Raw genomic sequence first — 25,182 nt, forward strand, 5'->3', positions numbered from 1 at the left:
AGATCCAGGCGAGCATGAGTCGCCGCGGCAACTGCTGGGACAACGCAGTGGTCGAGCGCTTCTTCCTGAGCCTCAAGACGGAACGCGTCTGGCAGCAGCGTTACGCGAACCATAGCGAAGCGCGACGGGATATTGCCGACTACATCGTTCGGTTCTATAACTCCGTCCGCATCCACTCGACCCTGGGCTATCTGCCTCCCAGCGGCTACGAGCAATCAACGGCAGTCAATCCACCCAACGCGGTGTCCGAAATTACTTGACCACCACACCTATTAACCACCAGCCGCGCCATCACGGCCCGCCTCACAAACCCGAAGCCCCCTCACCAGCACACGCCGCATCCAGACCTCCGCAGGAGGCCAGCCCTCTGGCCGATGGGGCCTGTCCAACATCCAATCGGCCAGAAGGCTGGCCTCCTGCATGGACTGCTACCCCTGTGGGAGCGGGCTCGCCCGCGAAGCACTCGCCCCGTCATCCCTCAGCACCCGTCATTGCGAGGGCCCGAAGGGCCCGTGGCAATCTCGATCCACGCCCCCATCTACCGAATGCAACCACCCCAACCGCCGCGCAACACGCGGAAACCGGTTCCGCACCAGGGCACGCCCCGTCTGATGCCCCAGCAAGTACGCCGACCGCACCCACGAGAACCCCTCCAGCTCCCGATACACCCGCCAGGTGTACCCCGCCGTCGTCAGCTTGTTCGAAGACACCGAGCCCGACCGCACCGTATACCGCACCAGCGGCTCATTCAGCCCGCACGCAAACTCCACCCGCTTCAACAACCGCAGCCACAGGCCATAATCCTGGCGCCGATCAATCAGCGGCATCTCCACCTTGCCGAAGAACTGCGTATCGTACATGGCCGTGGAACAGCCGATGTAGTTCGTCTTCAGCATTTCCGCATAAGACACCCGCTCCGGCACCCCCGCCGCAGACAACCGCCGGCCCTGCTCGTCGAACCGCTCCATCGCCGTAAAGCTGAACACCACGCCCCGTTCCATCAACGCCACCTGCCGCGCCAGCTTATCCGGGGCCCAGGCGTCGTCGCTGTCCAGAAACGCGATATACCGCCCGCGCGCCTCGCGAATCCCCGCATTCCGCGCCACCGCCGGCCCGCCATTGCACTCCAGCCGCAACACCCGAATGCGCGCATCCTCCGCCGCCAGCGCCTCCACCCGCGCCACCGAGTCATCCGTGGAGGCATCATCCACCACCAGCAGCTCCCAATCCGCCAGCGACTGCCCCTGCACCGAGCGCACGCCTTCAACCACCCGATCTGCCGCGTTGTGCAGCGGCATCACCACAGAAACCAGCGCTGTGGACAAATCCGCCGGAGACATACTCCCACCTGTGGACGGATCACAACCCATCACAGAGCTCCCCAAGGCTCTGCGGAGACGCCCCCTGGCGCCGGATCTCCGCGGCTTCCGCTTCGGTGATCCGGGGCGCAATCGCAACGTACTCGACATTCCAGCCCTGGTAAGCCTTATGGGCGCTCAAAAACCGCCCCGCCGCAGCCACCAGAGTCGGAATGGACCTGGCCAGCTTCTCGCCCTGGCGTTTGCAGGAGCCGAACCGAATAGCGCTCTGGTCCTCCGACACCGCCACCCAATCAATCTCCACGTCCGAGCGATCCCAGTACCCCCGAATCCGTTCGGACAACGCAAAGTCGCCCAGACCCAGGCGACTGCGCTCCTCATAAAGCTGCGCCACCAGATCCTCCAGGGCATAACCTTCAACCTCGCGCAAACGCTCATCGGCCTGCGACACGAGCATGTCCATCGGCCGAAAGGCCGAGGCCGAAACCGGCTTTTGCAGCGCCGACAGCCAAGCACGCAGAAAATTGTCGCGAATGTAGTAGCGCCCGCTGCGAGCCTTCGGTCGCGCAAAGATCGGCAGGCGCCGCTCGATCATCCGGTACCGCTCGCTGAGGATCTTCAGATGCCCACCCACCTGTCGTGCCTCTCCCGGGCCGGAGACCTCCGCCAGATGGGCCTCGATCGCCGCGTTGTTGCAGCCGGGATGCGATGCCAGAAACTGCAGCACCATGTCGTAGCGCCCGCGCAGTTCACGCAGGAACCAGTTGTCCGCTTCATTGCGCAGCGGCGACGAGCTGGAGAAGAACAGCTTGCGCAGTACCGTCTCGCGGTCCGCATCCAGCACACCCTGCTCGTAGGCATCGCGGTAGAACTTCGGTACCCCCTCGAACAGGTTCCAGAGGAAGAGCAGTCGTTCGGGGTCCTCGTCCGCATGTGCGCGCAGAATCTCCAGCACCGAGCCGATATCCAGATGCCCCAGCTCGAGCGTGTCCGTGGCCCGGTTGAACAGCGGCGCCTGCCGGTCATCCAGAAGCGCCGTCATCTCCGCATGCAGCGACCCCAGCACAATCAATCCGCCGGGCACCTGCCCCGCCCGAGCGCTCAGCCGGTCCACCTCCGCCTGCAGGAACGAGCAGAAATCGAACAGCGGCTTGCGATGGAAGTACTGGAACTCGTCCAGCGCCACCACATACCCCGACTCCGCCAGCGTCGCGATCAAACGGGCCAGCTCGCCCAGGCTATGGACACGCTCCTCCAGCCCGAACGTTTCCAGGTATCCGTTGCAAGCCGCCACCACCCCCGCCGGGTCCGAATCCGGAATCTGGATGTACAGCGTCTTCGAAACACCCGCCGCCTGCAGCGCCTGCTGAATCAAGGTCGTCTTGCCAATCCGGCGCCGCCCCGAAATCTGCAGAAAAAACCAGCGCCTCCGGGACAGAATCTCCTGCAACTGCCCCAGCTCCGTCTGCCGACCGTAAAACGCCCACTCCCCGGATCCCGCCACTCAGACACCTTAAGGTAAAAGTTATTACCTTAACCTACGCCGATCCTTTCGCCTCATCAACACAATCACTTACGCCCCACCCCACCGCACCGCCTGGTCCACCAGCAGGAGGCCAGCCCTCTGGCCGATGGGGCCTGTTCAACATCCAATCGGCCAGGGGGCTGGCCTCCTGCACCGAATGCTACACCCTGTGGGAGCGGCCTTGGCCGCGAAGCCCCCTCACCATAACCCGACATACGCAGGCACTTCGCGGCAAGCTGGCGACTCGTCGCTTGCATTGAACCGGATTTTGTGTACATTTTATGTGTACACATTGAAATTTGGAGCGACATGAAAGAGGTCAACGTCCGCGACGCGCGCGAACAGCTCTCCAGCATCCTGAAAGAGGTGGAGCGAGGCGAGGAGGTCTGCATCCTGCGTCGGGGTCGGCCCGTCGCGCGCGTGGTACGGCCCGCGGAGGAGCCCCCGGGGTTTCGTTCCCGTGCAGACTTGCGGCAGAGCGTGCCGGCGATGCGCGAGGCGTCCGCCGATACAGTTCGCACCCTGCGGGATACCGAACGCTACTGATGTTCTACGCAGACACCAGTGCAGTCCTGCCGTTTTACCGCAGCGAACCCGCCAGTGACACCATCGAACAACTCTATCTTGCACAGCGCCAGCCGCCCGTCATCAGTGAGCTGGTGCGTGTCGAGTTTGCTTCGGCACTGGCCCGGTGGGTCCGCATGGGTGAATTGGACGAGGCCCAGGCCAACCGGATCGAGTCGGCCTTTCACGAAGACGTTCGCGAGGGGCGTTTTCGCCTCGTTTCGCTGGACCCAAGCGTCTTTGACCGAGCCATGCACTGGCTGCTCACACACCGTACAAGCCTGAGGACGCTGGACGCCCTGCATCTAGCGTGCGCCGAGGCCAGCGAGGCCCCATTACTAACCCTCGATCAGGCACTCCTGGCATCAGCAGAATTTTTCGGCGTCCCTACATTCTCCGATCTCGGCCCCCTGTAGGAGGCCAGCCCCCTGGCCGATTGGATGTTGGACAGCCCCCATCGGCCCGAGGGCTACCCCCTACACCGACTGCTACCCCCTGTGGGAGCGGGCTCGTCCGCGAAGCCCCCGCCAAAGCCAGAACGCCCAAACCTACCCAACCAACGGCACAACCGCGCGCCGCAACCCCTCATCGGCAAATTGGGGACAGATTTATTTTCCCGTTCAGTTACATCAGGGTGCAATGCGCTCAACACGAAGGCCAGGGATCTTCTCGAAGTCGCCATCCCCCGTCACGAAGGCCCCTTTTCGGATCGACCGTGAGCAGGCTCGCCGCCTGGATGGCATCGGGCGTGCGCAGTCCGTGATGGGCGCGCAGTTCCGTCGAGAAACGCCAGCATCAATCATTCCAGCCTTCGCGCTCCCCTTGGAGTTCACGGTCCAGTTCCGAGCGACTTCGCGGCGTAGAGGGAGCCGAATCTTCTTCCAGCAGTCCTCCTCGCCCATGCGCTGGCGGTAGCTGGACCAGGCATAGTCACCGGCCGCTGGCACCATGCGCGCCCGCACCGGGTTCAGCTCGATGTAGCGCGTGCAGGCGAGCAGATAAGTCTCCGTCTGCACCGGACTGGACTTATAGCGCCCCTCCCACAACGTACCGGAGCGGCCCTCCAGCCGATTCCGATACCGCGTGGCACGCGCCGCCAGCGCCTCCACCCGCGCCACCGAGTCATCCGTGGAAGCATCGTCCACCACCAGCAGCTCACAGTCCGCCAGCGACTGCCCCTGAACCGAACGCACGCCTTCAACCACCCGATCCGCCGCATTGTGCAGCGGCATCACCACAGAAACTGTGGGCGTCATTGAACCGGGCCAGCCATGACCCTACGCCCAATCCCGAAGCTCATGGACCCGTATCTTTCCTTTTGCTTGGCCTTGCCGGTTATAGAAATCCCGTGCCGAGCGCGCCAGTGTGTCGCTCGCCAAGCTGCCGTCGGGGATACGGAAAGCCCACAATTCACTACACACGCCAAACATTTCCAGGTTCTCCAGCGCGCTACTGAACCAGCTGGCAATGACGGCTGGCGGACTGTCCTCCATCAACAGGCTCAACTCATATGGCGCCTGCATGCGTTTCCAGGAAACCCCAGTTTCGCGACCAAGCCGTTCGAGCCAACGATCGCTTTCAGCGGGGTGAGGTACATATGTCCACTTCAATTCCGGGGCAAGGTCTACGGCCTCGCGCAACCAAGCAAAATACTCCCCTTCCGAAACCTCCCCACGCTCGACCAGCGGTGCACCCAGAAAATGCGCCGTGGTATCAGTGTCTGTCTGCCCCGCCCCGAACGTCGAACGCAGCCAGCGGTACTGGTTATCCACCACGGGGAAGCCAGCCTCTTCCGCCAACGCCCGGTAGTGCGTAAACATCAGGTCCGGCCGACTCTTCGGCATGAAACCGCCGTAAACCAGCCGATACAGCGAAGCCGCCGCCAGATTCACAAGCCTGCCCCGATTCGCGAAACCAAGCCGCCAATCCGCCGCTGCCCCCCATTCGGCACACGCTTTCAGGTACGACGCGGTGCTGGTTCCATCATCGGCGAAAACGATCTCCGCACCCGCCTTCGCTGCCAGATAACGCATGTCACGATTCCACTGGTTCGTGACCACCACCCTGGCGATGAAGATATTGGAAAATCGTGCCAGGGTATCCAGGACCGCTCGCCGGTTGCGTGCCATTGCCGTAACGGCCGTCCAGGGCTTCCCGTCAGACGCCGGCAATTCGAGATGCAACGGGAGGACTTCGTCAAACGCTGCAATCATTGGATCGGGAAGAGTCGCTGCAGCGGCGTGGTGTTCCCAACGCCGCTGAAACAGGATAAGAACCGCCCTGGCGTTTGCGTCGCCGAGCGCATGCCGCGCTTCTACTGCGTTCAAGACCTGCAGCGGCGTGGAGGCGAGATAAAGCTCGACGCTCGGGCGAGCGTTTGATTCAGTCCGCCCCATTGGCCATCCCTTCATGCTCACGAACCGCATCAAGCAGGGAATCTCTCGCTCGCGTCGAGGCGAATGTCATTGCCAACTTTTTCGCACCGTTCAATGCATCGACTTGATCGGGCTGTTCCCGGAACAGTCTATGCAGCCAACGTCGGCTCCGGCGCGCCAGTTCCTTCTCTACAATCCGGAGCTCCGGTCGCTCCAGAAGCTGCGCGGCATCTGCGTGACACTTCATCAGGGAGCGCCACCAGCCATCTACTTTATATCCATCTTTCACGCCAGTCGTAATCGAACCCGGCGTGCGCCGCCATCGATATACGCATCCACGAAAATGGCTCGTCCGGCGCGAGCGCAGGTGGGCCTGTAACACGACCGGCATGTCCTCGTAGCAATCCCACTCGGGAAACCGCAACCCGGCATCCATCCAGAATGTGCGTCGGTACACCTTGGCCGTCACAACGGTATCCGCCAGCAGGGCCGGTTGCTCTCTCCAGTCCACGGGACCCGACGGAAGCGACCCGAAACCGGGAAATACCCGACGCACGGGCTGATCCCCGCCGCACCGCAGCATCCGCCCCAGCACCACGTCGGCCCTGTCCCGTTCGGCCACCGCCAGCAAGCGCCCGAAAGCACCGCGGGGAATCACATCGTCCGCATCCACAAACGCGAGAAAATGGCCCCGGGCCTGGTCCACGCCCGCGTTCCGCGCGCACCCCGGGCCCTGGTGGCCAGTCTGGATCAGCTGGACACGGCCATGGGACCGCTGCCACGCTCGAGCTACTGTCGCCGTCCCATCAGTGCTGCCATCATCGACCACGATGACCTCTGGGCCCTGGACGCCACAGCTATGTAGCGACTCCAGGCATTCCGGCAGCCATCGTTCGGCCTGAAAGGCGGGAACGATTACCGATAGCAACGGCCGCTCGCCGTTGGCATCAACGGGCATCGGCGCTCACGGCCATGCTCGGCGGGGGCAGCTCTTCCTGCCCGGTCTCGGCGACAAGCTCTTGGTGCAACACGGGAACGTGCCGAACATCAATCCCGCTGCCGCTCTCGTGCCGGCGATAGAACGCGTCGGCTGCCCCGAAAATGGCCGCCTGGTTCGCCTTGCGCTTTTTCGACAACGTACTTTTGAAAGCGGGAATGCGATAGGCCACCAACTGAAGGTCCGGCAGGCCCACCACCTCAAGATGCTCCAGTGCCGAACAGAACCAGCTGGCCACGACAGCCGGCCGCCGTTGCATGGTGGCCAACGCGATCTCGTACGGGAGCCCCAGGCTGCGGATTTCGATGTCGAGCTCTTTCGCGACCCTGCCCAGGAATTCCTCGCTCTCCCAAGGGTGCGGCACGTACACCATCTCCCGGCCGTCACTCGAATCCTGCTGCACACGCCGCAGCCAATCGATGTAGTCCGCAAACGGCACACCGTCTCGCTCGACCAGCGGTGCCCCCAGGAAGTGTAGCTCGCCGGCATCCGGGGATGACTCTTCAAGCCGATCCCGCAACCAGCCCAACCGATTGGGCTCCCAGCGGCCCGGCGGCAAAGGCCAGGTCTCCGCAACGGTAAAGTAGGTCTGGGGTCTCGGATACGCCCGTTTTAGTGCGAGGGGATCGAGCTCCATCGTCGGCGCCGTCCAGGGCGGCAGTCCCCTGTGGCGTTGAAGCCACACATCCGCGCCCCGAATCAGGCCAGCCCCGCGCGGGCCAATGCGACGCCATAGCCAGACCACCCCGGGGATACCACTGATCAACCGGCGAAACCGGTGCCAAATGGAGCGCCGCCTTGTGCCGCCCTTCCTGCCTTGATTCCTGCCCGCCTTCCGCTTCGCCGGCATGCCGGCCACACGCGCCGCATCCATGCTCACCAGCGTCGGCGTCATGGTGCCATCGTCGAGCCAGATCAGTTCCTCGCCCCCCAGCCACGCAGCGACCTGACGATTGACCGGCAACCGGTTCAATGCCGCCATGACGAACCTTGGACCCCGAGCGCCGGCCAGATGGCGTTGCCAGTCCGCGCGATGCCGCTCGCGCCGAAGCACCGATGCAAGGCCCGGGAGCCCGGTTCGCAACGTCGGCGGCGTCGCCAACCAGAACACGCGGCCCCAGTCGCCAATCTCGTCCAGCGTGCGTTCCAGCGTCTCTCCGTTCACACTGGTCTGCTTGAACACGACCACCCAGACGTCCTGCAGCGGCACACCCCAGTGGGCACAAGCCTCCCGGATCTGCCACACATGCATGGGAGAATTCACAATCGCTACCGCTAGAGCCCCCCCGGATAAAGACCGCTGCGTTCCACTGTCTTCGACCAGCATCTACCATCTCTCCACTGAAACCTTACCCCTTTACCCTGCGCCCCGCACATCACGAGGCTCGCAGCACACCTATGCCGGCCCAATGCTCCAAGTTGCGTCATAGGAACAATGGGTGAGCCTTTTCTATTATCACCAACCCGCGTGCGTTCAACCTGCTTTTCGAAAATAAAAATATTTACGATTAAGAGGATTAATTAATCATAGTAATCAATTCGCTCACCCCACCCCAATTCTCATTGTTAGCTCGTAGCTCGAACACACAACCCGGGGAAATCTCTTGCAACATTTTTACATACCTGGAATTCTTACTCAACTGATGGGAAACTAGCTCGTGGAGCTCGAGGACCCCCAATCCTCTATGCCCCTTAAAAACTCTCCCACCTTCGGCCTTCCTCTTGTTGATCCGACTAACCACAAGATCAGGGGATGCACAACAATTAACAATGATGCGCTCCTCTAGCAATAATTTCAATATGCGGATCCCACCACTGTCCTCGCTCCGAAGAATCTCTCTAACACCCGAACGGACCTTCCGAAAAAGACCGGCCTCATCTGCCAGGACAAGCCCCCCACTCTGGCGCAGCGCCAAGTCATCTATATAATGACAAATCTGCGTTCTCGAAAAGCAAAACCCACCCCCATCGGACCTAGCGCTAAAAGACAACAACTTCTTCAAAATATCCCATTCCACTCCCTCAGAAGGCGGAAAAGGCCAGCCAGAGCGGACATCCTCGAAACGTCGCATCAACAATCGCCGAGCGATGCTTTCAATCAACGTACTCTTTCCAATACCTGGTGGACCAATAAACTCGACGATTTTCGTCGAAGACCGGTCGGAAAAATAAGCATCTACGGGATGCCCGTCACATAACCCCATATGACCCCTCGTGGATTTTTTGTAATTTTTGCATAGCTAAATTCGAATTGTATTCAAGAGCTATTAGCGCGCAGACAAGACAGGTGCCCTATTCCCCGCCAAAGACTCAGAGCTAGTGGCCCCATGTTCCACCTTCTCTCAGAACCATGTCTTTCCATGGGTGTGCATCAGAGCGGAAACATCCGAGCGCAAACATTTACCCACCTCATCCTGTTTTCTTCTTGTGCTCCACATCGACTGTAACTGCCGAAGATTCTCCAGCCTGATACTCCAGCGCTCGGGCAAGCCGTCGGCCGATCTCCCGGTCATTTTCCTCCGGATCCAGCTGCTCCGGTGACAGGCACGGATTGATGTAGGCATCCAGGTGCCCGGGAAAACTCAGGTGGGCCAGCCGTCCCAGATGGCTCCGGATCTCGGCCGGCGACGGTGCACGCCCCTGCCGAATCGCCCTCAGCGCCTCGTGCGCCTCCAGGCGGGTCCGCACCGCAAAGATGGCCGGGGCCGACTGGTACAGAATGTGGCCGAACACAATGGCCGGCTTGCCCGTGAGCCACGCCTCCCAGGCCGCCGCCCCGGTGACCGTTGCCACGGCTCGGCTCTCGCGCTGCAGCGCGAACGAGTCCCAGTCCATGGGCACCAACGTGACCCCCGGCGTACTGACAAGAGCGTCATACCAGCCCTCCGGGCGCAGGGCGAGCTGCTGGTGTGGATGTTCCTTCACCGCCAACCGCCACCCGGCCGGCAGGGCCTCCGCCAGCAACCGCACCGCACGCAACTGGTCCGAGAAGAAGCCGCCGAGTGGGTTCGTGCTGGCCTCGGGCTGCATGTGCAACGGGAAGTAGATGAAATTCTCGGGCAACCTCGCACCGCGGGTCAGTTCCCCCAGCCGTCGCTGGTTCGTCCGTTCGGTCGCCAGCAGGTTCCGCATCACCCACGCCTTGCGCCGCTGCGGGCCGACGCGGGCCGCCAGCCACCCCAAAGGCCCTCGAACCCTGGAGTCGATAAATGGCGGCGCCCACTGTCCTGGCCGGGCAATGCCACGCTCGTTCAGGCGGAGGGCGGAGAGCTCGCCCAGTGTCTTGCCACCCTGGACCACCTCCCGGTGAATGTCTTCCAGATCCGCTGGCAAGGGGGCTGACGCCTCGCTCTCGGGGATATCCTCCGGCCGCACAAGCCGGCCGTCCGCGCCGTGCACCGCGTCGTGATCGAACAAACCTGCGGGCAGGTAAAGCCGGGCGCTGACCCCCGGAACGATCGGAAGGCGGTAGGGAAACACGGCCGGCATCCCTTTCCCTTTCGCCAGCAGGTACACAATCAGGTCATCGACAAGGTGCGGGCAATTCGAATTGATATATCCCGTCAACGCCCGTTCCTCCATCAGACGGGCCCAATGGGCGACCCGGTTCCGCAACTCCATCCGCCTGCGGTCGAACACCTGGAAACCGGGCGATTCGACGTCCTTTTGCACCTGAGACAGTCGTCGTCCCATCATCTCCAAGAGCAGAGACTCGTACGGTGCGATGGCGTTGTACGCGTCTGCGCCCAGCGCCGCGCGGCTGGAAGCTGAACCCGTTTCTTGGGCAACCGTTAAATCCCATTGCAGCGGATGGACCCGTTCATCGGGGACGTAATACCTGGCAGAACGGGACACGAGCGTCATCCGGGCGTTGAGTTCATCCAGAAGCGAACGCACAACGCCGGGACCATTGTCCAAACGCGTGAAAGGCGACGTTTTTATAGGAGAAAAAGGGAAACCGAAGGCGATAAGGTTGTCTACGCGAAGTCCCGCTCTATTGCGTGGCACACTGGGATGATCCACATCGCTCACGGGATCACCTCCGACAAATACGTAACGCATGTCACATCGTGGCCATCGACGTACCTTGGCCACTGCACAAACTCGGAATATCCGGACACAAACAGGAAGTCCATGCCGTGACCTATCGCCACCTCATGGTCGTAGCGTGCATCCCCCACAAAAAGCGATGGCTCGGCCCAGCCATGTTCACCGGCCGCCTTCTCCACCAGGTCCGCCTTGTCCTGCGGGTTGCCATAGATCCCGTGGAAGTGCCGGGCCAAGCCTTTTTCCGCCAGCACCCAGCGCACTTCGTCCTCTGCACCCCCGGAGACCACGTAGCGCCAGGCATCGCCCGGCAGCCGTTCGAGCAGCTCCTCGACACCTTCCGCCACCGCACAGGCCGCCAGGCCCTCCCGAACGCACCTGGCGTATCGCCCCAGCAACTCGTGATAAGCCTCTTCGGATCTCGGTTGCTGGCCCACGATCCGCTCGAGGAAATAGCCGAACTTCCGCTGACGGGAGACACCGCCACGCTCCCGGTGATAACGCACCAGCTCGCGCGCCGCATCCTCCCCGTAGGGAAGCGCTGCCTCGTAAAAGGCGTCGGTTTTCACTCGATTCGAATCCAGAAGGACGCCATCGCAGTCGAACACGAACGTCCTGTAGTCGCTCAACCGCCGTTGCATGCTAGGCACTCCGCGCCTCCAGTGCTTCCTCAACCCGGGCCACATCCTCGGGCACGTCCACGGCAATCGAACTCCCCGAAACCGGCACCATCTCCACTTCGTAGCCAAGCTCCAGGAATCGGAGGATCTCGATGTCCTCTTCGGCTTCCAGCGGGGTCTTGCCCCCGTGCGCCGCGAAGTCGCGAAGCGCCTCGGGCGGGAAGGCGTAGATGCACACCTGCTTGTGCGCCCACCGAAACCCGCCGTCCTTGTTTCCGGGCAAGCCCGTTCGGCTCATGTACAGCAGGCGCCCATCCTGCCGTGCCACGATCTTGGGCACCGTCAAGCTGTGGTAGTCCCGCTCGTCCGTGATCGGGCAATACGCATTGACCACCGCACCCGGGCTCGCCCTGGCGGCATCAATCACCTTCTGGATATCCGCAGGCTCGATCAGGGGCTCATCCCCCTGAACGTTGATGTACAGGTCCGCAGGGCACGATGCGGCGGCGGCCGCCAGCCGATCGGTCCCGGTCGCACAGCTGTCAGGCGTCATCACCCACTGTATGCCCTTGTCAGCACAGTGATCCGCGATCCGCTGATCATCCGTCGCTACCACCACACGTTCCTCGCCCAGAACCGGCACGCACCGTTTCCAGACCCGTTCAAGAAGCGTCGTGCCATTGATCTTCGCGAGCGGCTTGCCCGGAAAACGCGATGACGCGTACCGCGCAGGAATTATGATGACAATATCCATCCTTAACCCTTTCCCCCTGACACTTTACTGGGTTGCCCATTTGCGCTGGACGTCTCTTGACCCACGTAGGCCTCAAGATACTCAACCAACCGCTTTTTTATAAGCTTTTCCGCCTTTTCTGTTGGCCTGCGAAGCCGGAGGTAAAACCTGGCCACATCCTTCGGCCGAAGCTCTCCAAGAGCACAGCGCACCGTCTCCATTATCCTGTTTGCGATCCCATAGAATGTTGGGCTCGGCTTAATATGAATCAGGGCTTCCTGCGCCGCATAGTGCGCGTACACTCGATACTCCTTTGATTCACTGCGATCCCCACGATGAGCAAGAACCGCCGACTTCAACAGAAGAAGCCGGGTACGGTTTTCCCCGTGATGGAATGGATTCGCCTTGGACGATGGACGGAAGCCGTTGAGTGCCCGATCGATGACGGGCTCGATCTCTGCATAGGCACGGCGCATCAGCAATACGTGAACTAACGCCATCGTTGCCGATAGACGAATTTGCTCTCTGTCTTTCCGATGTTCCTTATCGGGCTGAAGCAATTCAATATTCCCAATGACTTGTGATAGCACCTCTTGCGCTAACGACATACTTGAATCCGGAGCATGCCCTTCGACAGATTTATATGCGAGCATGACAGCCAGCGGCGCAGCCGTCTCGCGCCGCCAGTCTGCGTACCGCAGAAGTTGATCCACCTGGAAGGCTAGTGTTTCGTCATCCTGCACCCGATCACCTGGACGGAAAAGCGAGGCCGCGACTTGCTCTTCGGACTCAAACCATAGCCCTGCCACCCTGTGGCATCCCAATTCGAAAGGAACAGCTAGCGAATTCTGGTCTTCCACGCCGTGAACGTTCACTTCGCAAAGGGGCTCATCAGATTCGGGGATCGGGATTGCGCCCCATCCCGCAGGTTCCTCTGCCTTCTCTTTATGGCGCCACTCCAGCTGAAACTCCTGTGTACCAGTTAAGAATTGAAACTGGCCACGAAGCACCCCGGATACTGGCGCTTCGTTCGTCTCAGGGCCTGAACTCAGGGGGTGCAGAAGAAACTCTACACTCCCCTCCCGAATTCGGGTGTCAATGGTAAACATCTTTAAATTACTGATTCCGTTATATTTGAGGCCACTTGACGGTAAACCAACCATAACCAAAAGGCTGGCTACTCCCACATAGGAGCGAATTCCTCACAACCTTTAGTTTGAAGAGCCGGACCCCATAGCCGGCGCCCCTGCATCCTCGTGCGGGGGCACCTGAATCGGCGCATAGACCGTAGATTGCCGGATGGAGTGCAAGGTAGTTGGTGTAATCGCCACAAGCGGACGATGCGCCGGCATTTCTGAGTACAGGCGGAGTGCACCTTCCAATTCCTGGTGCCTGGGGTCAGCAGGCGCATGCCCGTCCACACCCGCTAGAAGAATCGTAGTGGCCCCTGCTGCATTCGCATACGCTGCCGCATACAGCAACGTGAGCGCCGAGGGAACGGTGGCAGTTCGGCTGGTGATGGAGAACTGGTGCGGATCGACCTTCAGCCCGAAATCCAGGTGAGACCAATGCTGAAGCGACGCCCGCGCTTCAGCCGGAATAGCCGAACGCGGAGCAATCAGCGTTCCGCTGTTCGCCGCATAGAGATGCTTCTCCAGCAGCAGGCGCTCAGGTGTGCAGGTGCTCCAGGCGTCCACCAGATCCGCAGAAATCCACGGATTCCAGTTCGTGCTGATCACATACGGCTGTTCACGGGAGATGAACTGCTCCAGCGCGGCGCAATGCTTTCTTACCTGCTCTCCCGAGCCAAGAATCAGAACGGTACCCCCATCGAGATGCCCCGTGACGTCCAACGCACCTTCGTTCTCTGGAATATGCGCTGAACTTGCGTGGCTCAAGAGGCGCGGGCAAAAACTGCGAGCGTCCAGGTTGCCCAGCCGCTTGAGTGCCGCAATCACATCGTGATGACTGTACCGGTCGCTCGTCAGCATCTCCTGCACATACGTTGGGTGCACATTATAGAGGGCCGACAGGTGGTAAAAGATACTGGGGCCCCACCCGTGTTCGTTCTGCAGGTCACCAAACTCTCCCACCACCAGATCCAACAGGGCGTCCATCTCCTGACCGGCACGAATGCCGCGCCGGTCCAGTTCGAGCAAGAGGGTCTCGGTTCTCAGGTTCCCGGCGCCGCGTCCCATCCCGAGGACGGTGGCATCCAGCCAGGTACAGCCCGACTCGCAGGCACGCATCGTATTGGCCAGCGCATTGCCCATGTTGTCATGCGTATGGACGCCCAACGCACCACCCCACTGGCTGCGTAGAGCCTCCATCATCCCCTCGATATCGACGGGCTCCATGTTCCCGAAAGAATCGGCAAAGTAGAGAACATCCAGCGGCAGCGTGGCGGCAAACGCTGCTTTCGTTTCGAGCTCTTCCCGCGGGCGCCCGGTGGCCTGCATCAGGTTAAGGCCCACTTGATACCCGAGGCGCGATAACTCGCGAATCGCCGGGGCGCAACCTTCTACCTCATTGAAATGCGCGGCGATCCGCACCAAGCTGACGGGTGACTCGTTCTTGGGTGCAAACCACTCATGCACGACGTGCTCCGGGTCTCCCGTTTCAAGAAGCTCCTTCGCGTTGCACATGACACCGAGAGTCACGCCCTCGGGCAACGGGAGGGATGACAACCATTGATCGCTACTAAACGCATAGGGCCCGTAGAAGTCGTCCACTTTGTGGGATCGGAATCCGATCTCAACAATGTCGACACCTGCTTTTCCCATTACGGACAGGTAGCGCTCAACGAGTACATCGGAGAAACACCACCCGTTGTAATAGCCACCATCCCGCAATGTGCAGTCAAGAACCTTCAGATCACTAAACATATCTCTTTCTCTCAAAAATGCGATGTCACGCCTAATCAGGAACATCTGCCCATTCTGACTCAAGGCGGTCAAGCGCTTGCTGGATCGGCTTAACCCGCTTCAGCAGCCTGCATGTAGCGCTGACGCATACAGCGTGTCTCGACCTCGGGACTGCAAGCCACCGATTGAATCCATTCACTCGCCGCCCCTCTCCACTCTTCCCTTCGCTATGCTGGCAGGCAGACGTTTCGGCGGATAAGCATATGACGCCATTGTCGACCAGAAGCACTTCTGTGGCCACATTCTGGAGGAACTGCGCCTCCAGACACTCCAGCAGCTCCGGCGCCAATGCCCAAAGCCTGCAGACGGGCCCGATGACCGAGCACGCGGGCCGGGAGATACCGTACCCGGCGCTGCTCGAGTACGGCCAGGCCGCGACCATTGAAGGACTCCCGCTCATTCCCACGCCCCCTTGGTGCCCGAACGCTCAGTGTCTGGCGCCGAGGGATCCCACAATGCGAGGGACCAGCTTGAGGGCGCAGCTGAAGCGCTGGCGCTCGAACAAAAGCTCCAGCTCGTGGCTCAAAGCCGCAAGTACAGGCCCGTTGGAGTCTTCCCCAAGCGCCTGCAAATGTTCAGGTTTTGTCGGCCACCCGGCCCCGGCCGGTTCGATCGCCCAGTTTCCCCAGTGAAGGAGCATGGGCCCACCTGTTTGCGTCATTACGATATTGCCGGGCCGAACGTCCCGCGTGGTGATCGCCAGGGGCAGTGCGTCGAGTTGGTCGCGCCAGTCCTGCAGGCGAGCGCGCAGCTGGCTGAGGGCATTGAGGGATTGTGAATCGTTGGCGGCGATCCGGAGGCGTTCCAGCATGATGTCGTTCAGGCGCTGCCAAAGCATGGGCCGCGATCGCTGGTAACGGGTCAACAGGGATTGCGGCAGGGCGACCTGCAGCAGGGTGTGGCGGATCTCTTCGACGCCCTTGGCGGTGTCGCCCTGCCTGGCCGGGAGTTCTTCTGCTGCCTGCAGTACGTGGCAATGGAAGCCGCGCACCTGTGTGGCGCCGATCCATTGCGGGCTGGGAAGGCCGTTGGGCGGGTCGGCCAGCAGGGTCGCCTCGTGCAGGGCGTAGGCGCTGCGTTTGGGGGCAAACAGCTTGACGAAGATGCTCGGCTTTCCCGGGGTGCGGCAATGCAGCACCCCCACGTTGGCTACATCCGTTTGCCACCACTGGATGTCCAGGTCCTCGGGGGCGGGCTCGCCGTACATCTCGGCGATGAGCTCGGGTACCCATTGCTGGCGGGCTTCCGGAGCCAGGAGCGTCCAGATGGTCTCTTTGTTGGTGTCCTGGCCCTGGCCGGGCATGAAGACGCTGGAATGGAAGAACAATGCATCCAGCTTTGCCTTCTGGTCGTGCTGTTTCACGAGCCCGGTCACCAGGCTTGACAGGCGGTTGAACCCCTGGCGGGCGAGCAGCAGCGCGATGATCGCCGGGATCAGGCCGGGCGGATCGAGGAACAGGAAGTCGACCACCAGGTAACCGAACGCCAGCATGAAGCCGATGCCCGCGAGAACGCCCATCCAGCCGTTGAGGTTGTCCTGGATGCATGTCCGCAGGCCTTCATGCATGGCAAGCGCAGCAAACAGTACCGCGCCTACCGCAACAACGTACCCCGTGGCCAGAAGCGCCACGCTTTGGTAGAGCCAGAACAGAATGCCCAGCGCCAGCAGCAGGAACACGCTGCCCGCGATCACCTCGGCATGGCGTTTGTAGGCGCGGGCAGCCAGTTCGTCCTGGTTCTCGAACAGGACCATCTTGCGGCTGCGTGCGAGGAGGGTTTTCGACCCTCGCTCGCCGCCGAACTCCACGATGCGTTCGGCCAGCAGATACAGGCCGTAGAACGCGATCGTGGCGGCGCTCAGCGAAACGATCAGTGCGTCGCGGTCGAACTGCTCGAACGCCGGTGGGAAGTAGCGGGGTATGCCGTCCGAACCCAGCAGGATGATGACCTTCAGCGGGAGGAAGAAGGCCAGCAGCATGGAGAGCTGCGACACCAGGGTGAAGAACACCACCCCGCTGGTCGCCGCTGGCGCCGCCCAGAAGAACTTGGCGCCCAGGCGGCTGCTCCATTTCAGGCTGTCGAGGATGGCGCGGATCAAGGGGTTGAACCCTTGGCTACCGTGGCTTCGAGCCCCGTAGGAGCCGAGCCCCCTCGGCGATGGGGCGCCGGCCAGGCCCGATCGGCCAGGGGCTGGCCTCCTACATTTGCGGTGGCCGAGCCCTCTCGGCGGTGGGGCACCGGCCAGGCCCGATCGGCCAGGGGCTGGCCTCCTACATTTGCGGTGGCCGAGCCCTCTCGGCGGTGGGGCGCCGGCCAGGCCCGATCGGCCAGGGGCTGGCCTCCTGCGTTTGCGGTGGCCGAGCCCTCTCGGCGATGTGGCACCGGCCAGGCCCGATCGCGGAGCGTACCGCCGTATGGGGTAATCAATTCCATTGCATCATCCATTGTCGTCTCGCCTCCCGCAGGAGGCCAGCCCTCTGGCCGATTTTGGCAGGCAGAAACCCCATACAACGTTGGTTAGCGGAGCAGAAACTCCTGCGGCGTCAGCGCGGGCACAGGCGATCCGGCGAAATCCTTGACGTTGCGCGTGATGATGCAGGCGCAGCCCGTGCGCTCGGCAGTGGCTGCCACCACGGCATCTTCGAAATCCGCCCAACCGAGCGACCGGGCTCGTTCGAGTTCTGTGCGTTCCACCGCGGATACGTGCAAATGCTGGAGCAGCCAGCTCAATGCCCGATCCGCAGACGTGCGATCCGCATACCGTGCGACCAGGTAGTGCACCGTGGTCGCCGCATGTGCGCTGAGGGCACCTGCTTCTTCGCCCTGTAGCACTTGCTCCAGGACTGCCGCCGAAACACGATAGTGCGGCTCGCGCTTTTGCAGAACATCCAGCAGGACGTTCAGATCGAGCATGATCACGATGAATGCTTGTCGCGCAGGTGGTCGTGATAAGCCTTCTCGGCATCCACATCAGGGGGGATCAGGCCGGTAATGGCTTCCAGCTCGGCGCTTGGCGTATGCTGCTCGAGCGCTCGGAGGTGGCGCAGATGGCGGTCAATCACCTCGGTCATGCTCATCCCGTGTGCCCTGGCATAGGCCTTCGCGAACTCTACATCCTGTTTGGGCAGGCGCACGGTCACCTTGGTGGTTTCCTGTTCCATACGATCACCTCCCGGCATGTATGGCAAATTTGAAGGAATTGTACGGCACGGGTTCATTCACAGCCAGGACGAACCCGAACGCTTGCTCTTTCGCCAAAGATCCCGGCTTGTCGCTTCGCCGCGACCGGGATGATAAAGACGTGGTTTGGCGCCACAGCCCCCGTAGGAGGCCAGCCCCCCCTGGCCGATGGGGCTTTGTTCGGCTTCCTGTCGCGCAGAGGGCTGCGCTCCTACAGGATGTCCGGGCCCATCGTAGGAGGCCGGCCCTCCGGCCGATGGGGGTCTGAACAGGCCCGATCGGCCAGGGGGCTGGCCTCCTGCAAGGGCGGCGGGCGTGGGAACCGATCAGTCGCTGTTGAAGAGGTCGCGGGTGTAGATCTTGTGGGTCTGGTCGCGGATGTCGTCGGTGATGCGGTTGGCGACGATTACGTCGGCCTCGCGCTTGAACTGTTCGAGGTCGCGGATGACGCGGGAGCGGTAGAACTCGTCGTCCGGGAGCTCGGGCTCGTACACGATCACCTCGATGCCCTTGGCCTTGATGCGCTTCATCACGCCCTGGATGGCGGAGGCGCGGAAGTTGTCGGACCCGCTCTTCATCACCAGGCGGTAGATGCCGACCACCTTCGGGTTGCGGGCGATCACGGCATCGGCCACGAAGTCCTTGCGCGTGCGGTTGGCGTCGACGATCGCCTTGACGATGTTGTTGGGCACCTCGTCGTAGTTGGCCAGCAGCTGCTTGGTGTCCTTCGGCAGGCAGTAGCCGCCGTAGCCGAACGACGGGTTGTTGTAGTGGCTGCCAATGCGCGGGTCCAGGCACACGCCGTCGATGATCTGCCGGGTATCCAGGCCGTGGGTCTCGGCGTAGGTGTCCAGCTCGTTGAAATACGCCACGCGCATGGCCAGGTAGGTGTTGGCGAACAGCTTGATCGCCTCGGCCTCGGTGGAGTTGGTGAACAGCATGGGGATGTCGTCGTCCACGGCGCCTTCGGCCAGCAGGTTGGCGAAGGTTTCGGCGCGATCGGACTGTTCACCGACGATGATCCGCGACGGGTGCAGGTTGTCGTGCAGGGCCTGCCCCTCGCGTAGGAACTCGGGCGAGAACACGACGTTGTCGGTCTCCATCTGCGCCTTGATCTCGCGGGTGTAGCCCACGGGCACGGTGGACTTGATGACCATCGTGGCATGCGGGTTGATGGCCAGCACATCGCGGATGACGGATTCGACCGAGCAGGTGTTGAAGTAGTTGGTCTGCGGGTCGTAGTCGGTGGGCGTGGCGATGATGATGAACTCCGCGCCCTGGTACGCCTGCTGCGGATCCAGGGTCGCGGTCAGGTTCAGGGAGCCGTTGCCCAGGAACTCCTCGATCTCGGCATCGATGATCGGCGATTCGCCCCGGTTGATCTTCTCGACCTTCTCCGGCACCACGTCCAGCGCCACCACCTCGTGGTGCTGCGCCAGCAGCACGGCATTCGACAGGCCCACATAACCGGTTCCGGCCACCGCAATCTTCATTCCGTCATCCTTCCTGGTCTGTTTTGATTTCCCGCCCCCGTAGGAGGCCAGCCCCCTGGCCGATCGGGCCCGGGACACGCCCCATCGCGCAGAGGGCTGCGCTCCTACAACACGGTAGGAGGCCGGCCCTCCGGCCGATCGGGCCCGGGACACGCCCATCGCGCAGAGGGCTGCGCTCCTACAACACCGTAGGAGGCCGGCCCTCCGGCCGATCGCCCCCGGGGCACACCCCAATCGCGCAGGGGGCTGCGCTCCTACGACAACCCGGCACCCCGTAGGAGGCCGGCCCTCCGGCCGATCACCCCTCCTCCCGGCTCTGCCTCAGCTCTTCCTCCAGCGCCGCGATCTCCGCCTGAATGGCGGCATGCTCCTCGCGCTTGCGCTTGAGGAACGCACGGGCCAGCCGGGCCTTTTCCGCCACGCCATGAGGGGTAAGCTTGTACAGGTAGCGGGTCTTGTTCTCACTGCGGGCAAAGTTGCCCGCCTTGACCCAGCCCTTGTCGATGAGCGCCCTCAGGGAATAATGCGCACTGCCCACCGACACCCCCAGCCGTTCCGCCAGTTCGCGCTGGCTCAGCTCGGGATGGTCCTGAAGGATCTTCAGAATGCGGTACTGGATCTCGTCTCGCTGCAATTCACCGCCTTCGAGGGGCTTTCGGCACGTCGGCACCGGGAGGGGCGACCCGCGAACACGCGGATGCATCCGCACGGCGGCGCACGGCCGGCGCCGTTCACCCCCTGAACGAACGGGCCGTATTGGATCATACCCCCCGTGGACCGGCAAGGACACATCGCCCATCGTGGGAGTGTGCCCGCACGCGAACAGCCTCCCCACCGGCCTGTGGGAGCCTACTTGCAGGCGAACAGGTTGGGCCCGAGGCAAACGCCCGTCCGTTCGCGGCCGAGGCCGCTCCTACGCACCCGCCACCCGCCTGTGGGAGCCTGCTCGCAGGCGAACAGGTTGAGCCCGAGGCGCACGCACGTCCGGTTCGCGGCCGAGGCCGCTCCCACGCACCCCCACATCGGCCTGTGGGAGCCTGCTCGCAGGCGAACCGGGGCACCCCCTACCGCAGGATCAGCGCATCACCGCTGGGCTCCACCTCCACCCGATCGAGGAAGGTCCGCCCCAGGCGCGCCCGGTGGATGTGATCGTCCGGCACGATCACCGCGCTCACGCCACTGCGGCGGATGCCGCCCACCCGCACTTCATCCAGCGTGACGCGGCGGGCGTTCACGCGGCCGCGCTCGGTACGCAGGTGCACGGTATTGCCGGCGTCGGCATCCACCCCGGCGCGTTCGGCATCGCGCTCGCGAAGCATCACCGACTCGGCCTCGCGGTCCACCTCCATGGTGATGGCCCGGCCGTTCACGCCCACGGTCAGGCTGTGCACCCCGCGAGAATCGGGGTACACGGTGATCCCGGGGTCGGCGGCCTCTCTCTCACGGCCCGCGGCTTCACCATCGGCCGAATCCGCATCGCCAGCCCCTGTGGAAGCGGGTTCCCCCGCCCCGCGCTCCAGCCAGCGGGTCTCCCCCGCGAACTCCACCTGTACGCGTCCGCCGCCCGCCTGCAGCACCCGAACCCCGCCGGGACCGCTCTCGCCCTCGGCCACCACGGCCCGCTCGCCGTCCACGGAGATCACCGCTTGCCCATCGAATACCGCGTGGACGGTGACGTCGGCGGCGGCAGCGCCGGGGAGCACGAGGGCGGCGGCGAGCATGGCGAAGCGGGCGACGTAGCGTGTTTCCCGGAATTTAATCATTGTTCTTTGTATACAACCTTGGCGTTTCGCCTGCGAGCAGGCTCCCACAGACCGGTGTGGCGGGGGCCGCGAACCGGACGTGCGTGCGCCCCGGGCTCCGGCTGTTCGCCTGCAAGCAGGCCCCTGCGCGATGGGGCGCATCCAGACTCCGATCGGCCAGAGGGCTGGCCTCCCACAGGGTGCCGGGCCCGTAGGAGGCCAGCCCTCTGGCCGATCGGGCATGTCCAGCACCCCCACGCGCAGGGGACTGCGCTGCTCGTGTCGACGGTGGATTGCGCCGGGGACACCAGCACGCGCAGGGGCTGCGCTCCTGCGTGGGGGAGGAAGGATTATTGGCGGGGGAGCGGGGACATACAAGAGCGATTACGAGCCGGGGCGACAATCCCGATGGGCACACTCGGGAATACCCGCAAACTGACCAAGGTTGTCACTCGAGGTGACCAATTTCGTCACCCGAGACTGACAATCGCCGTCACACTCGGGGTGAATGAGTTGGCACGGAATGTGATTGCCCGCACAAAAAACAAAGGAGCAGCACCATGCGACAACTCATCCAGAAGGGCTTCACCCTGATCGAACTCATGATCGTGGTCGCGATCATCGGCATCCTCGCGAGCCTCGCGCTGTTTGCCTACGCGGACTACCAGGTGCGGGCACAGCTCGCCGAAAGCGTTTCGCTCGTGGGTCCGGCGCGGAATGCCGTGGAAGAGTTCTACAACGAACGGGGAGCCTTCCCGCCCGACAACGCCGCGGCAGGGCTTATGAGCCCTGCTAGCTACAATGGAAGTTACACCGAATCCATCGAGGTCCATGACGACGGCACCATCCGCGCGCTAATCGGCAACGACGCCAGCGCGCGCGTGGCAGGCGGCTACATGGTGTTCTCCGCCTCCACCGCAACCTCCGGCGTCGTCTGGCGGTGCAGCGGACGCGACGATGTGCCCACTCGCCTCCTCCCGTCGGGCTGCCGCGAAGACTGACCTCCGAAATTTCCCTGCCCGGCGTATTGCAATACCTGGCATTACGATTGCATACTTTCAGGCAGGGTTTAGCAGGACCCTGACCAACTCCCCAAAGCAAGGAGCAACACCATGCGCAAGCAAGTCCAGAAGGGTTTCACCCTCATCGAACTCATGATCGTGGTCGCGATCATCGGTATCCTCGCGGCCATCGCCCTGCCGGCCTACCAGGACTACACCATCCGCGCCCAGGTCTCGGAAGGCATGTCTCTGGCCGCCGGCGCCCGCACGGCCGTCAGCGAGTACTACAGCTCCCGCGGTTCTTTCGCCGGCTCCCATAGCTCTTATGGTCTGGCGGAGCCGGGCAGCATTGAGGGTGGCTACGTTGATTCGGTCGACGCTGGATCGGAACCTGGCAAGATTTTGGTGACCTTCGGCGGCAACGCTCACAACAATATCAGTGAAGGTGGTAGCAACGTGCTGGCCTTCTCTGCTGTGACCAGGGGCGGGTCGGTCGACTGGGTCTGCGGTGAATCTAGTTCCACCTCGATCTCCTCCCAGTACCTGCCGGCCGATTGCCGCAACTGATCCTGATAGGATCGACCTGTCCGGCGGACAGCCAGCCATTGGCTGACCCCGGAACTGAACACCCCGCTCCGGCGGGGTGTTCTTTTTCCTCCAATCCCCACCCGCGACGCTAGCCAGGACGAGGTCACAGTGACCCAAGGCCTTCGCAGTTTCAACGAGACCCGCCTGACCACGACTCTGCTGATTGCGCTGCTGACACTGGTCGCGCTGGTCTACGCACCCGGCACTACCGGCGGTTATGTCTTCGACGACATGCCCAACATCCTGGACAACGATGTTCTGGAGATGGAGGCCCTGACGATCGAGGAGTTCTCCCGCGCCGCGTTTTCCTCCGATTCCGGCCGTCTGAACCGACCCATCGCCATGGGCAGTTTTGCCCTGGAACGTCATTTCTTCGGTCTGGACCCGTTCCCGATGAAGATCACCAACGTGGTGATCCACCTGATCAACACGCTGCTCGTGTTTGCCCTGGCGCTGCTGGTTACGCGCCGCCTCGAGCAGCGCCTTACGGACCGGCGCGGCCATGGCCTGGGCCTGGTCGTGCCTCTTCCGCTGTTTGCCGTCGCCGTGGCCGCTGCCTGGGCCCTGGCCCCCATCAATCTCACCGGCGTGCTGTACGTCGTCCAGCGCATGGAGGCCCTGGCCACACTCTTCATGCTCGCCGGCCTCATTGCCTACATCCTTGGGCGCCTGCATATCGAACGCGGCCGGCTTCGCAGCGGATGGGCGCTGGTGCTGGGAGGAGTGGGCCTCGGAACGGCCCTGGCCGTCCTCAGCAAGGAAAGCGGGGTGATGCTCCCGGTGTTCGCGCTGCTGGCCGAATGGCTGCTGTTCGGCTTCGGCCCGGCCGGCACCGCTATCCGGCGCGGTCTTTACTGGCTGTTCGGCCTGGTCCTTGTACTGCCCGGCGTGGCCGGGCTGGCCACCGTGCTGCCGATCAATCCGGAATTCCCCCACCGACCTTTTGACCTGTGGGAACGCCTGTGGACCCAGGCCCACGCGATGTGGTTCTACATGCGCAACATCGTGGCACCCGACCCCGGCGCGCTTACGCTGTATCACGATGCCTTCCCGCTTGCGCGGGGCTGGAACGAGCCCTGGACCACCCTGCCGGCGACGCTTGGCCTGCTCGGACTGGTCGCGGGGGCCTTCGCGCTGTGGCGCCGCTACCCGCTCATCACCTTCGGGGTACTGTTCTTCTTCATCCCGCACCTGCTGGTTTCTACCGTCATCGGCCTGGAGCTGGTGTACGAGCACCGCAACCACATGGCGTCGGCCGGCCTGATCATGGCGGTGTTCGGGGTATTGCTGTCCGGGCGCCAGGGCGACTCGCTGGCCTTTGCTCGCAAGGCCGCCGTGATCGGATTCATCGTCCTCTACAGCTTCCTGACCTTCCTCCGCGCCAGTGAATGGAGTGATCCGATACAACTCGCGTACTTCGAAGCGACGCGTCAGGACCAGTCCCCCCGGGCTTCTTACGAACTCGGTCACATGCTGATTGTTACGGGGGGCACTCCCGGAGATCCCCGTTTCTCCCTTGCGATGCAGCAATTCGAGCGCGCGGCCAGTCTAGAGCCGCGAGGACTTCTGGCCTATCAAGCATTGATCTTTGAACACAACCGGCACGGGCTGCATGTACGGCCACAATGGTGGTCAGGGATGCGGGAGCACATCCGCACCAGCCCCCTGACACCACAGGACCGGGGCGCACTACGGTCACTGGTACGCGGGCACAGGGATAGCCTGATCCAGCTGGACGTCGAGGAGCTCGGCAAAACACTCCGGCTGGCATATAAACTCCAGCCCCGAGGTCAGGTAGCCCAGGTCTATGGCGACTTCCTTGCCAATATCGAACGCGATCTGGATGGCGCGCTAGATGTCTACAAGACCATGGCCCGGTCACGTCCCAACGACCATATTGCGTGGATACAGCTGGCACAGGTGCAGCTCGCCCTCCACCGAAATACGCATGCGCTTGCCAGCCTGGACCGCGCAGCAGAAACCGACCGTCACGCGCGCTACCACCCGCTGATCCAATCCCTGCGAGGGCAGGCCATGAGCGTGCCGCATGAGGAACCAGCGAATGGAGTCTGAA

General features: G+C 62.6%; 23 protein-coding genes. 6 read left to right on the forward strand and 17 right to left on the reverse strand.

The genetic code is table 11. The annotated features are described in order from the left end of the window. The coding region (locus C998_RS0111890; RefSeq protein ID WP_018871094.1) for an integrase core domain-containing protein at window positions 1–260 on the forward strand (260 nt) is incomplete at its 5' end. A 228-nt stretch (window positions 261–488) separates the two neighbouring features. On the opposite strand, the gene C998_RS0111895 is transcribed toward C998_RS0111890, so the two are convergent. Further along, window positions 489–1,298: a glycosyltransferase gene (locus C998_RS0111895; RefSeq protein WP_018871095.1), complete on the reverse strand. Its 810-nt coding sequence runs from the start codon at window positions 1,296–1,298 to the stop codon at window positions 489–491. Window positions 1,299–1,359: 61 nt separating this feature from the next. Beyond that, on the reverse strand, window positions 1,360–2,769 hold the full coding sequence (locus C998_RS0111900) for an ATP-binding protein (protein ID WP_018871096.1): 1,410 nt from the start codon (window positions 2,767–2,769) through the stop codon (window positions 1,360–1,362). 384 nt (window positions 2,770–3,153) lie between these two features. Between C998_RS0111900 and C998_RS0111905 the strand changes: the two genes are divergently transcribed. Together C998_RS0111905 and C998_RS0111910 are read left to right on the forward strand one after the other, a co-directional pair. Next, window positions 3,154–3,390: a type II toxin-antitoxin system Phd/YefM family antitoxin gene (locus tag C998_RS0111905; protein ID WP_018871097.1), complete on the forward strand. Its 237-nt coding sequence runs from the start codon at window positions 3,154–3,156 to the stop codon at window positions 3,388–3,390. Continuing rightward, a complete protein-coding gene (locus tag C998_RS0111910) occupies window positions 3,390–3,824 on the forward strand; it encodes a type II toxin-antitoxin system VapC family toxin (protein ID WP_018871098.1) in 435 nt (144 codons plus the stop codon). The genes C998_RS0111905 and C998_RS0111910 overlap by 1 nt, the downstream gene beginning before the upstream one ends. 213 nt (window positions 3,825–4,037) lie before the next feature. Here the strand turns inward: C998_RS0111910 and C998_RS15240 are convergent, their stop codons facing one another. The 15 genes from C998_RS15240 to C998_RS0111980 all read right to left on the reverse strand — a co-directional run bounded on the left by C998_RS15240 (window position 4,038) and on the right by C998_RS0111980 (window position 21,498). Continuing rightward, complete coding sequence (locus C998_RS15240; protein WP_231364997.1) at window positions 4,038–4,640, reverse strand: glycosyltransferase; 603 nt, start codon at window positions 4,638–4,640, stop codon at window positions 4,038–4,040. A 45-nt stretch (window positions 4,641–4,685) separates the two neighbouring features. After that, window positions 4,686–5,804, reverse strand: coding sequence for a hypothetical protein (locus tag C998_RS0111920; protein ID WP_018871100.1), 1,119 nt, complete (start codon window positions 5,802–5,804; stop codon window positions 4,686–4,688). Beyond that, window positions 5,791–6,741, reverse strand: coding sequence for a glycosyltransferase (locus C998_RS15245; RefSeq protein WP_018871101.1), 951 nt, complete (start codon window positions 6,739–6,741; stop codon window positions 5,791–5,793). The genes C998_RS0111920 and C998_RS15245 overlap by 14 nt, the downstream gene beginning before the upstream one ends. After that, the gene (locus C998_RS15250) at window positions 6,731–8,107 is read right to left on the reverse strand and encodes a hypothetical protein (protein WP_051076742.1); all 1,377 of its coding nucleotides are present in this window, start codon (window positions 8,105–8,107) and stop codon (window positions 6,731–6,733) included. Before C998_RS15250 ends, C998_RS15245 begins: the two co-directional genes overlap by 11 nt. Before the next feature lie 1,082 nt (window positions 8,108–9,189). Beyond that, window positions 9,190–10,644, reverse strand: coding sequence for a hypothetical protein (locus C998_RS0111935; protein WP_018871103.1), 1,455 nt, complete (start codon window positions 10,642–10,644; stop codon window positions 9,190–9,192). 164 nt (window positions 10,645–10,808) lie between these two features. Further along, the gene (locus C998_RS0111940) at window positions 10,809–11,468 is read right to left on the reverse strand and encodes an HAD family hydrolase (RefSeq protein ID WP_026279606.1); all 660 of its coding nucleotides are present in this window, start codon (window positions 11,466–11,468) and stop codon (window positions 10,809–10,811) included. Between the two features lies 1 nt (window position 11,469). After that, window positions 11,470–12,201 carry a 3-deoxy-manno-octulosonate cytidylyltransferase gene (locus tag C998_RS0111945; protein WP_081617448.1) on the reverse strand — a complete coding sequence of 244 codons (732 nt, stop codon included), beginning with the start codon at window positions 12,199–12,201 and terminating at the stop codon, window positions 11,470–11,472. Window positions 12,202–12,203: 2 nt separating this feature from the next. Continuing rightward, window positions 12,204–13,289 carry a hypothetical protein gene (locus C998_RS14915; RefSeq protein WP_156001317.1) on the reverse strand — a complete coding sequence of 362 codons (1,086 nt, stop codon included), beginning with the start codon at window positions 13,287–13,289 and terminating at the stop codon, window positions 12,204–12,206. A 102-nt stretch (window positions 13,290–13,391) separates the two neighbouring features. Next, window positions 13,392–15,065 (reverse strand): aldolase catalytic domain-containing protein, encoded by a 1,674-nt coding sequence (locus C998_RS0111950; RefSeq protein ID WP_026279607.1) that lies wholly within the window; start codon window positions 15,063–15,065, stop codon window positions 13,392–13,394. A 466-nt stretch (window positions 15,066–15,531) separates the two neighbouring features. After that, the gene (locus C998_RS0111955; protein ID WP_018871107.1) at window positions 15,532–17,202 is read right to left on the reverse strand and encodes a phosphotransferase; all 1,671 of its coding nucleotides are present in this window, start codon (window positions 17,200–17,202) and stop codon (window positions 15,532–15,534) included. Window positions 17,203–17,621: 419 nt separating this feature from the next. Continuing rightward, window positions 17,622–18,023 (reverse strand): PIN domain-containing protein, encoded by a 402-nt coding sequence (locus tag C998_RS0111960; protein ID WP_018871108.1) that lies wholly within the window; start codon window positions 18,021–18,023, stop codon window positions 17,622–17,624. Beyond that, window positions 18,020–18,265: a DUF6364 family protein gene (locus C998_RS0111965; protein ID WP_018871109.1), complete on the reverse strand. Its 246-nt coding sequence runs from the start codon at window positions 18,263–18,265 to the stop codon at window positions 18,020–18,022. The genes C998_RS0111960 and C998_RS0111965 overlap by 4 nt, the downstream gene beginning before the upstream one ends. A gap of 345 nt (window positions 18,266–18,610) precedes the next feature. Further along, entirely contained in the window at window positions 18,611–19,777 is a 1,167-nt protein-coding gene (locus tag C998_RS0111970; RefSeq protein ID WP_018871110.1) for a nucleotide sugar dehydrogenase, read from the reverse strand. Window positions 19,778–20,075: 298 nt separating this feature from the next. Then, on the reverse strand, window positions 20,076–20,411 hold the full coding sequence (locus C998_RS0111975) for a MarR family EPS-associated transcriptional regulator (protein ID WP_018871111.1): 336 nt from the start codon (window positions 20,409–20,411) through the stop codon (window positions 20,076–20,078). Window positions 20,412–20,841: 430 nt separating this feature from the next. Further along, a complete protein-coding gene (locus tag C998_RS0111980) occupies window positions 20,842–21,498 on the reverse strand; it encodes a TIGR02281 family clan AA aspartic protease (RefSeq protein ID WP_018871112.1) in 657 nt (218 codons plus the stop codon). Window positions 21,499–22,079: 581 nt separating this feature from the next. Between C998_RS0111980 and C998_RS0111985 the strand changes: the two genes are divergently transcribed. The 3 genes from C998_RS0111985 to C998_RS0111995 all read left to right on the forward strand — a co-directional run bounded on the left by C998_RS0111985 (window position 22,080) and on the right by C998_RS0111995 (window position 25,181). Next, window positions 22,080–22,520, forward strand: a complete 441-nt coding sequence (locus tag C998_RS0111985; RefSeq protein ID WP_018871113.1) for a pilin — start codon at window positions 22,080–22,082, stop codon at window positions 22,518–22,520. A 111-nt stretch (window positions 22,521–22,631) separates the two neighbouring features. Continuing rightward, on the forward strand, window positions 22,632–23,087 hold the full coding sequence (locus C998_RS0111990) for a pilin (RefSeq protein ID WP_018871114.1): 456 nt from the start codon (window positions 22,632–22,634) through the stop codon (window positions 23,085–23,087). A gap of 129 nt (window positions 23,088–23,216) precedes the next feature. Next, entirely contained in the window at window positions 23,217–25,181 is a 1,965-nt protein-coding gene (locus tag C998_RS0111995) for a lipopolysaccharide assembly protein LapB (RefSeq protein WP_018871115.1), read from the forward strand. The last annotated feature ends 1 nt before the right edge of the window (window position 25,182 follow it).

Origin of the sequence: Thioalkalivibrio sp. ALgr3 (assembly GCF_000377325.1) — a bacterium.
Taxonomy (GTDB): Bacteria; Pseudomonadota; Gammaproteobacteria; order Ectothiorhodospirales; family Ectothiorhodospiraceae; genus Thioalkalivibrio.

Bases quoted from the DNA above. Each gene is read 5' to 3' on its own strand.
- C998_RS0111895 (WP_018871095.1), bottom strand. From the start codon at position 1,298: ATGCCGCTGCACAACGCGGCAGATCGGGTGGTTGAAGGCGTGCGCTCG.
- C998_RS0111905 (WP_018871097.1), top strand. From the start codon at position 3,154: ATGAAAGAGGTCAACGTCCGCGACGCGCGCGAACAGCTCTCCAGCATC.
- C998_RS0111985 (WP_018871113.1), top strand. From the start codon at position 22,080: ATGCGACAACTCATCCAGAAGGGCTTCACCCTGATCGAACTCATGATC.
- C998_RS0111945 (WP_081617448.1), bottom strand. From the start codon at position 12,201: ATGGATATTGTCATCATAATTCCTGCGCGGTACGCGTCATCGCGTTTT.
- C998_RS0111935 (WP_018871103.1), bottom strand. From the start codon at position 10,644: ATGACGCTCGTGTCCCGTTCTGCCAGGTATTACGTCCCCGATGAACGG.
- C998_RS0111950 (WP_026279607.1), bottom strand. From the start codon at position 15,065: ATGTTTAGTGATCTGAAGGTTCTTGACTGCACATTGCGGGATGGTGGC.
- C998_RS0111920 (WP_018871100.1), bottom strand. From the start codon at position 5,804: ATGGGGCGGACTGAATCAAACGCTCGCCCGAGCGTCGAGCTTTATCTC.
- C998_RS0111910 (WP_018871098.1), top strand. From the start codon at position 3,390: ATGTTCTACGCAGACACCAGTGCAGTCCTGCCGTTTTACCGCAGCGAA.
- C998_RS0111980 (WP_018871112.1), bottom strand. From the start codon at position 21,498: ATGCTCGCCGCCGCCCTCGTGCTCCCCGGCGCTGCCGCCGCCGACGTC.
- C998_RS0111970 (WP_018871110.1), bottom strand. From the start codon at position 19,777: ATGAAGATTGCGGTGGCCGGAACCGGTTATGTGGGCCTGTCGAATGCC.
- C998_RS0111965 (WP_018871109.1), bottom strand. From the start codon at position 18,265: ATGGAACAGGAAACCACCAAGGTGACCGTGCGCCTGCCCAAACAGGAT.
- C998_RS14915 (WP_156001317.1), bottom strand. From the start codon at position 13,289: ATGTTTACCATTGACACCCGAATTCGGGAGGGGAGTGTAGAGTTTCTT.
- C998_RS0111990 (WP_018871114.1), top strand. From the start codon at position 22,632: ATGCGCAAGCAAGTCCAGAAGGGTTTCACCCTCATCGAACTCATGATC.
- C998_RS0111940 (WP_026279606.1), bottom strand. From the start codon at position 11,468: ATGCAACGGCGGTTGAGCGACTACAGGACGTTCGTGTTCGACTGCGAT.
- C998_RS15250 (WP_051076742.1), bottom strand. From the start codon at position 8,107: ATGCTGGTCGAAGACAGTGGAACGCAGCGGTCTTTATCCGGGGGGGCT.
- C998_RS15245 (WP_018871101.1), bottom strand. From the start codon at position 6,741: ATGCCCGTTGATGCCAACGGCGAGCGGCCGTTGCTATCGGTAATCGTT.
- C998_RS15240 (WP_231364997.1), bottom strand. From the start codon at position 4,640: ATGCCGCTGCACAATGCGGCGGATCGGGTGGTTGAAGGCGTGCGTTCG.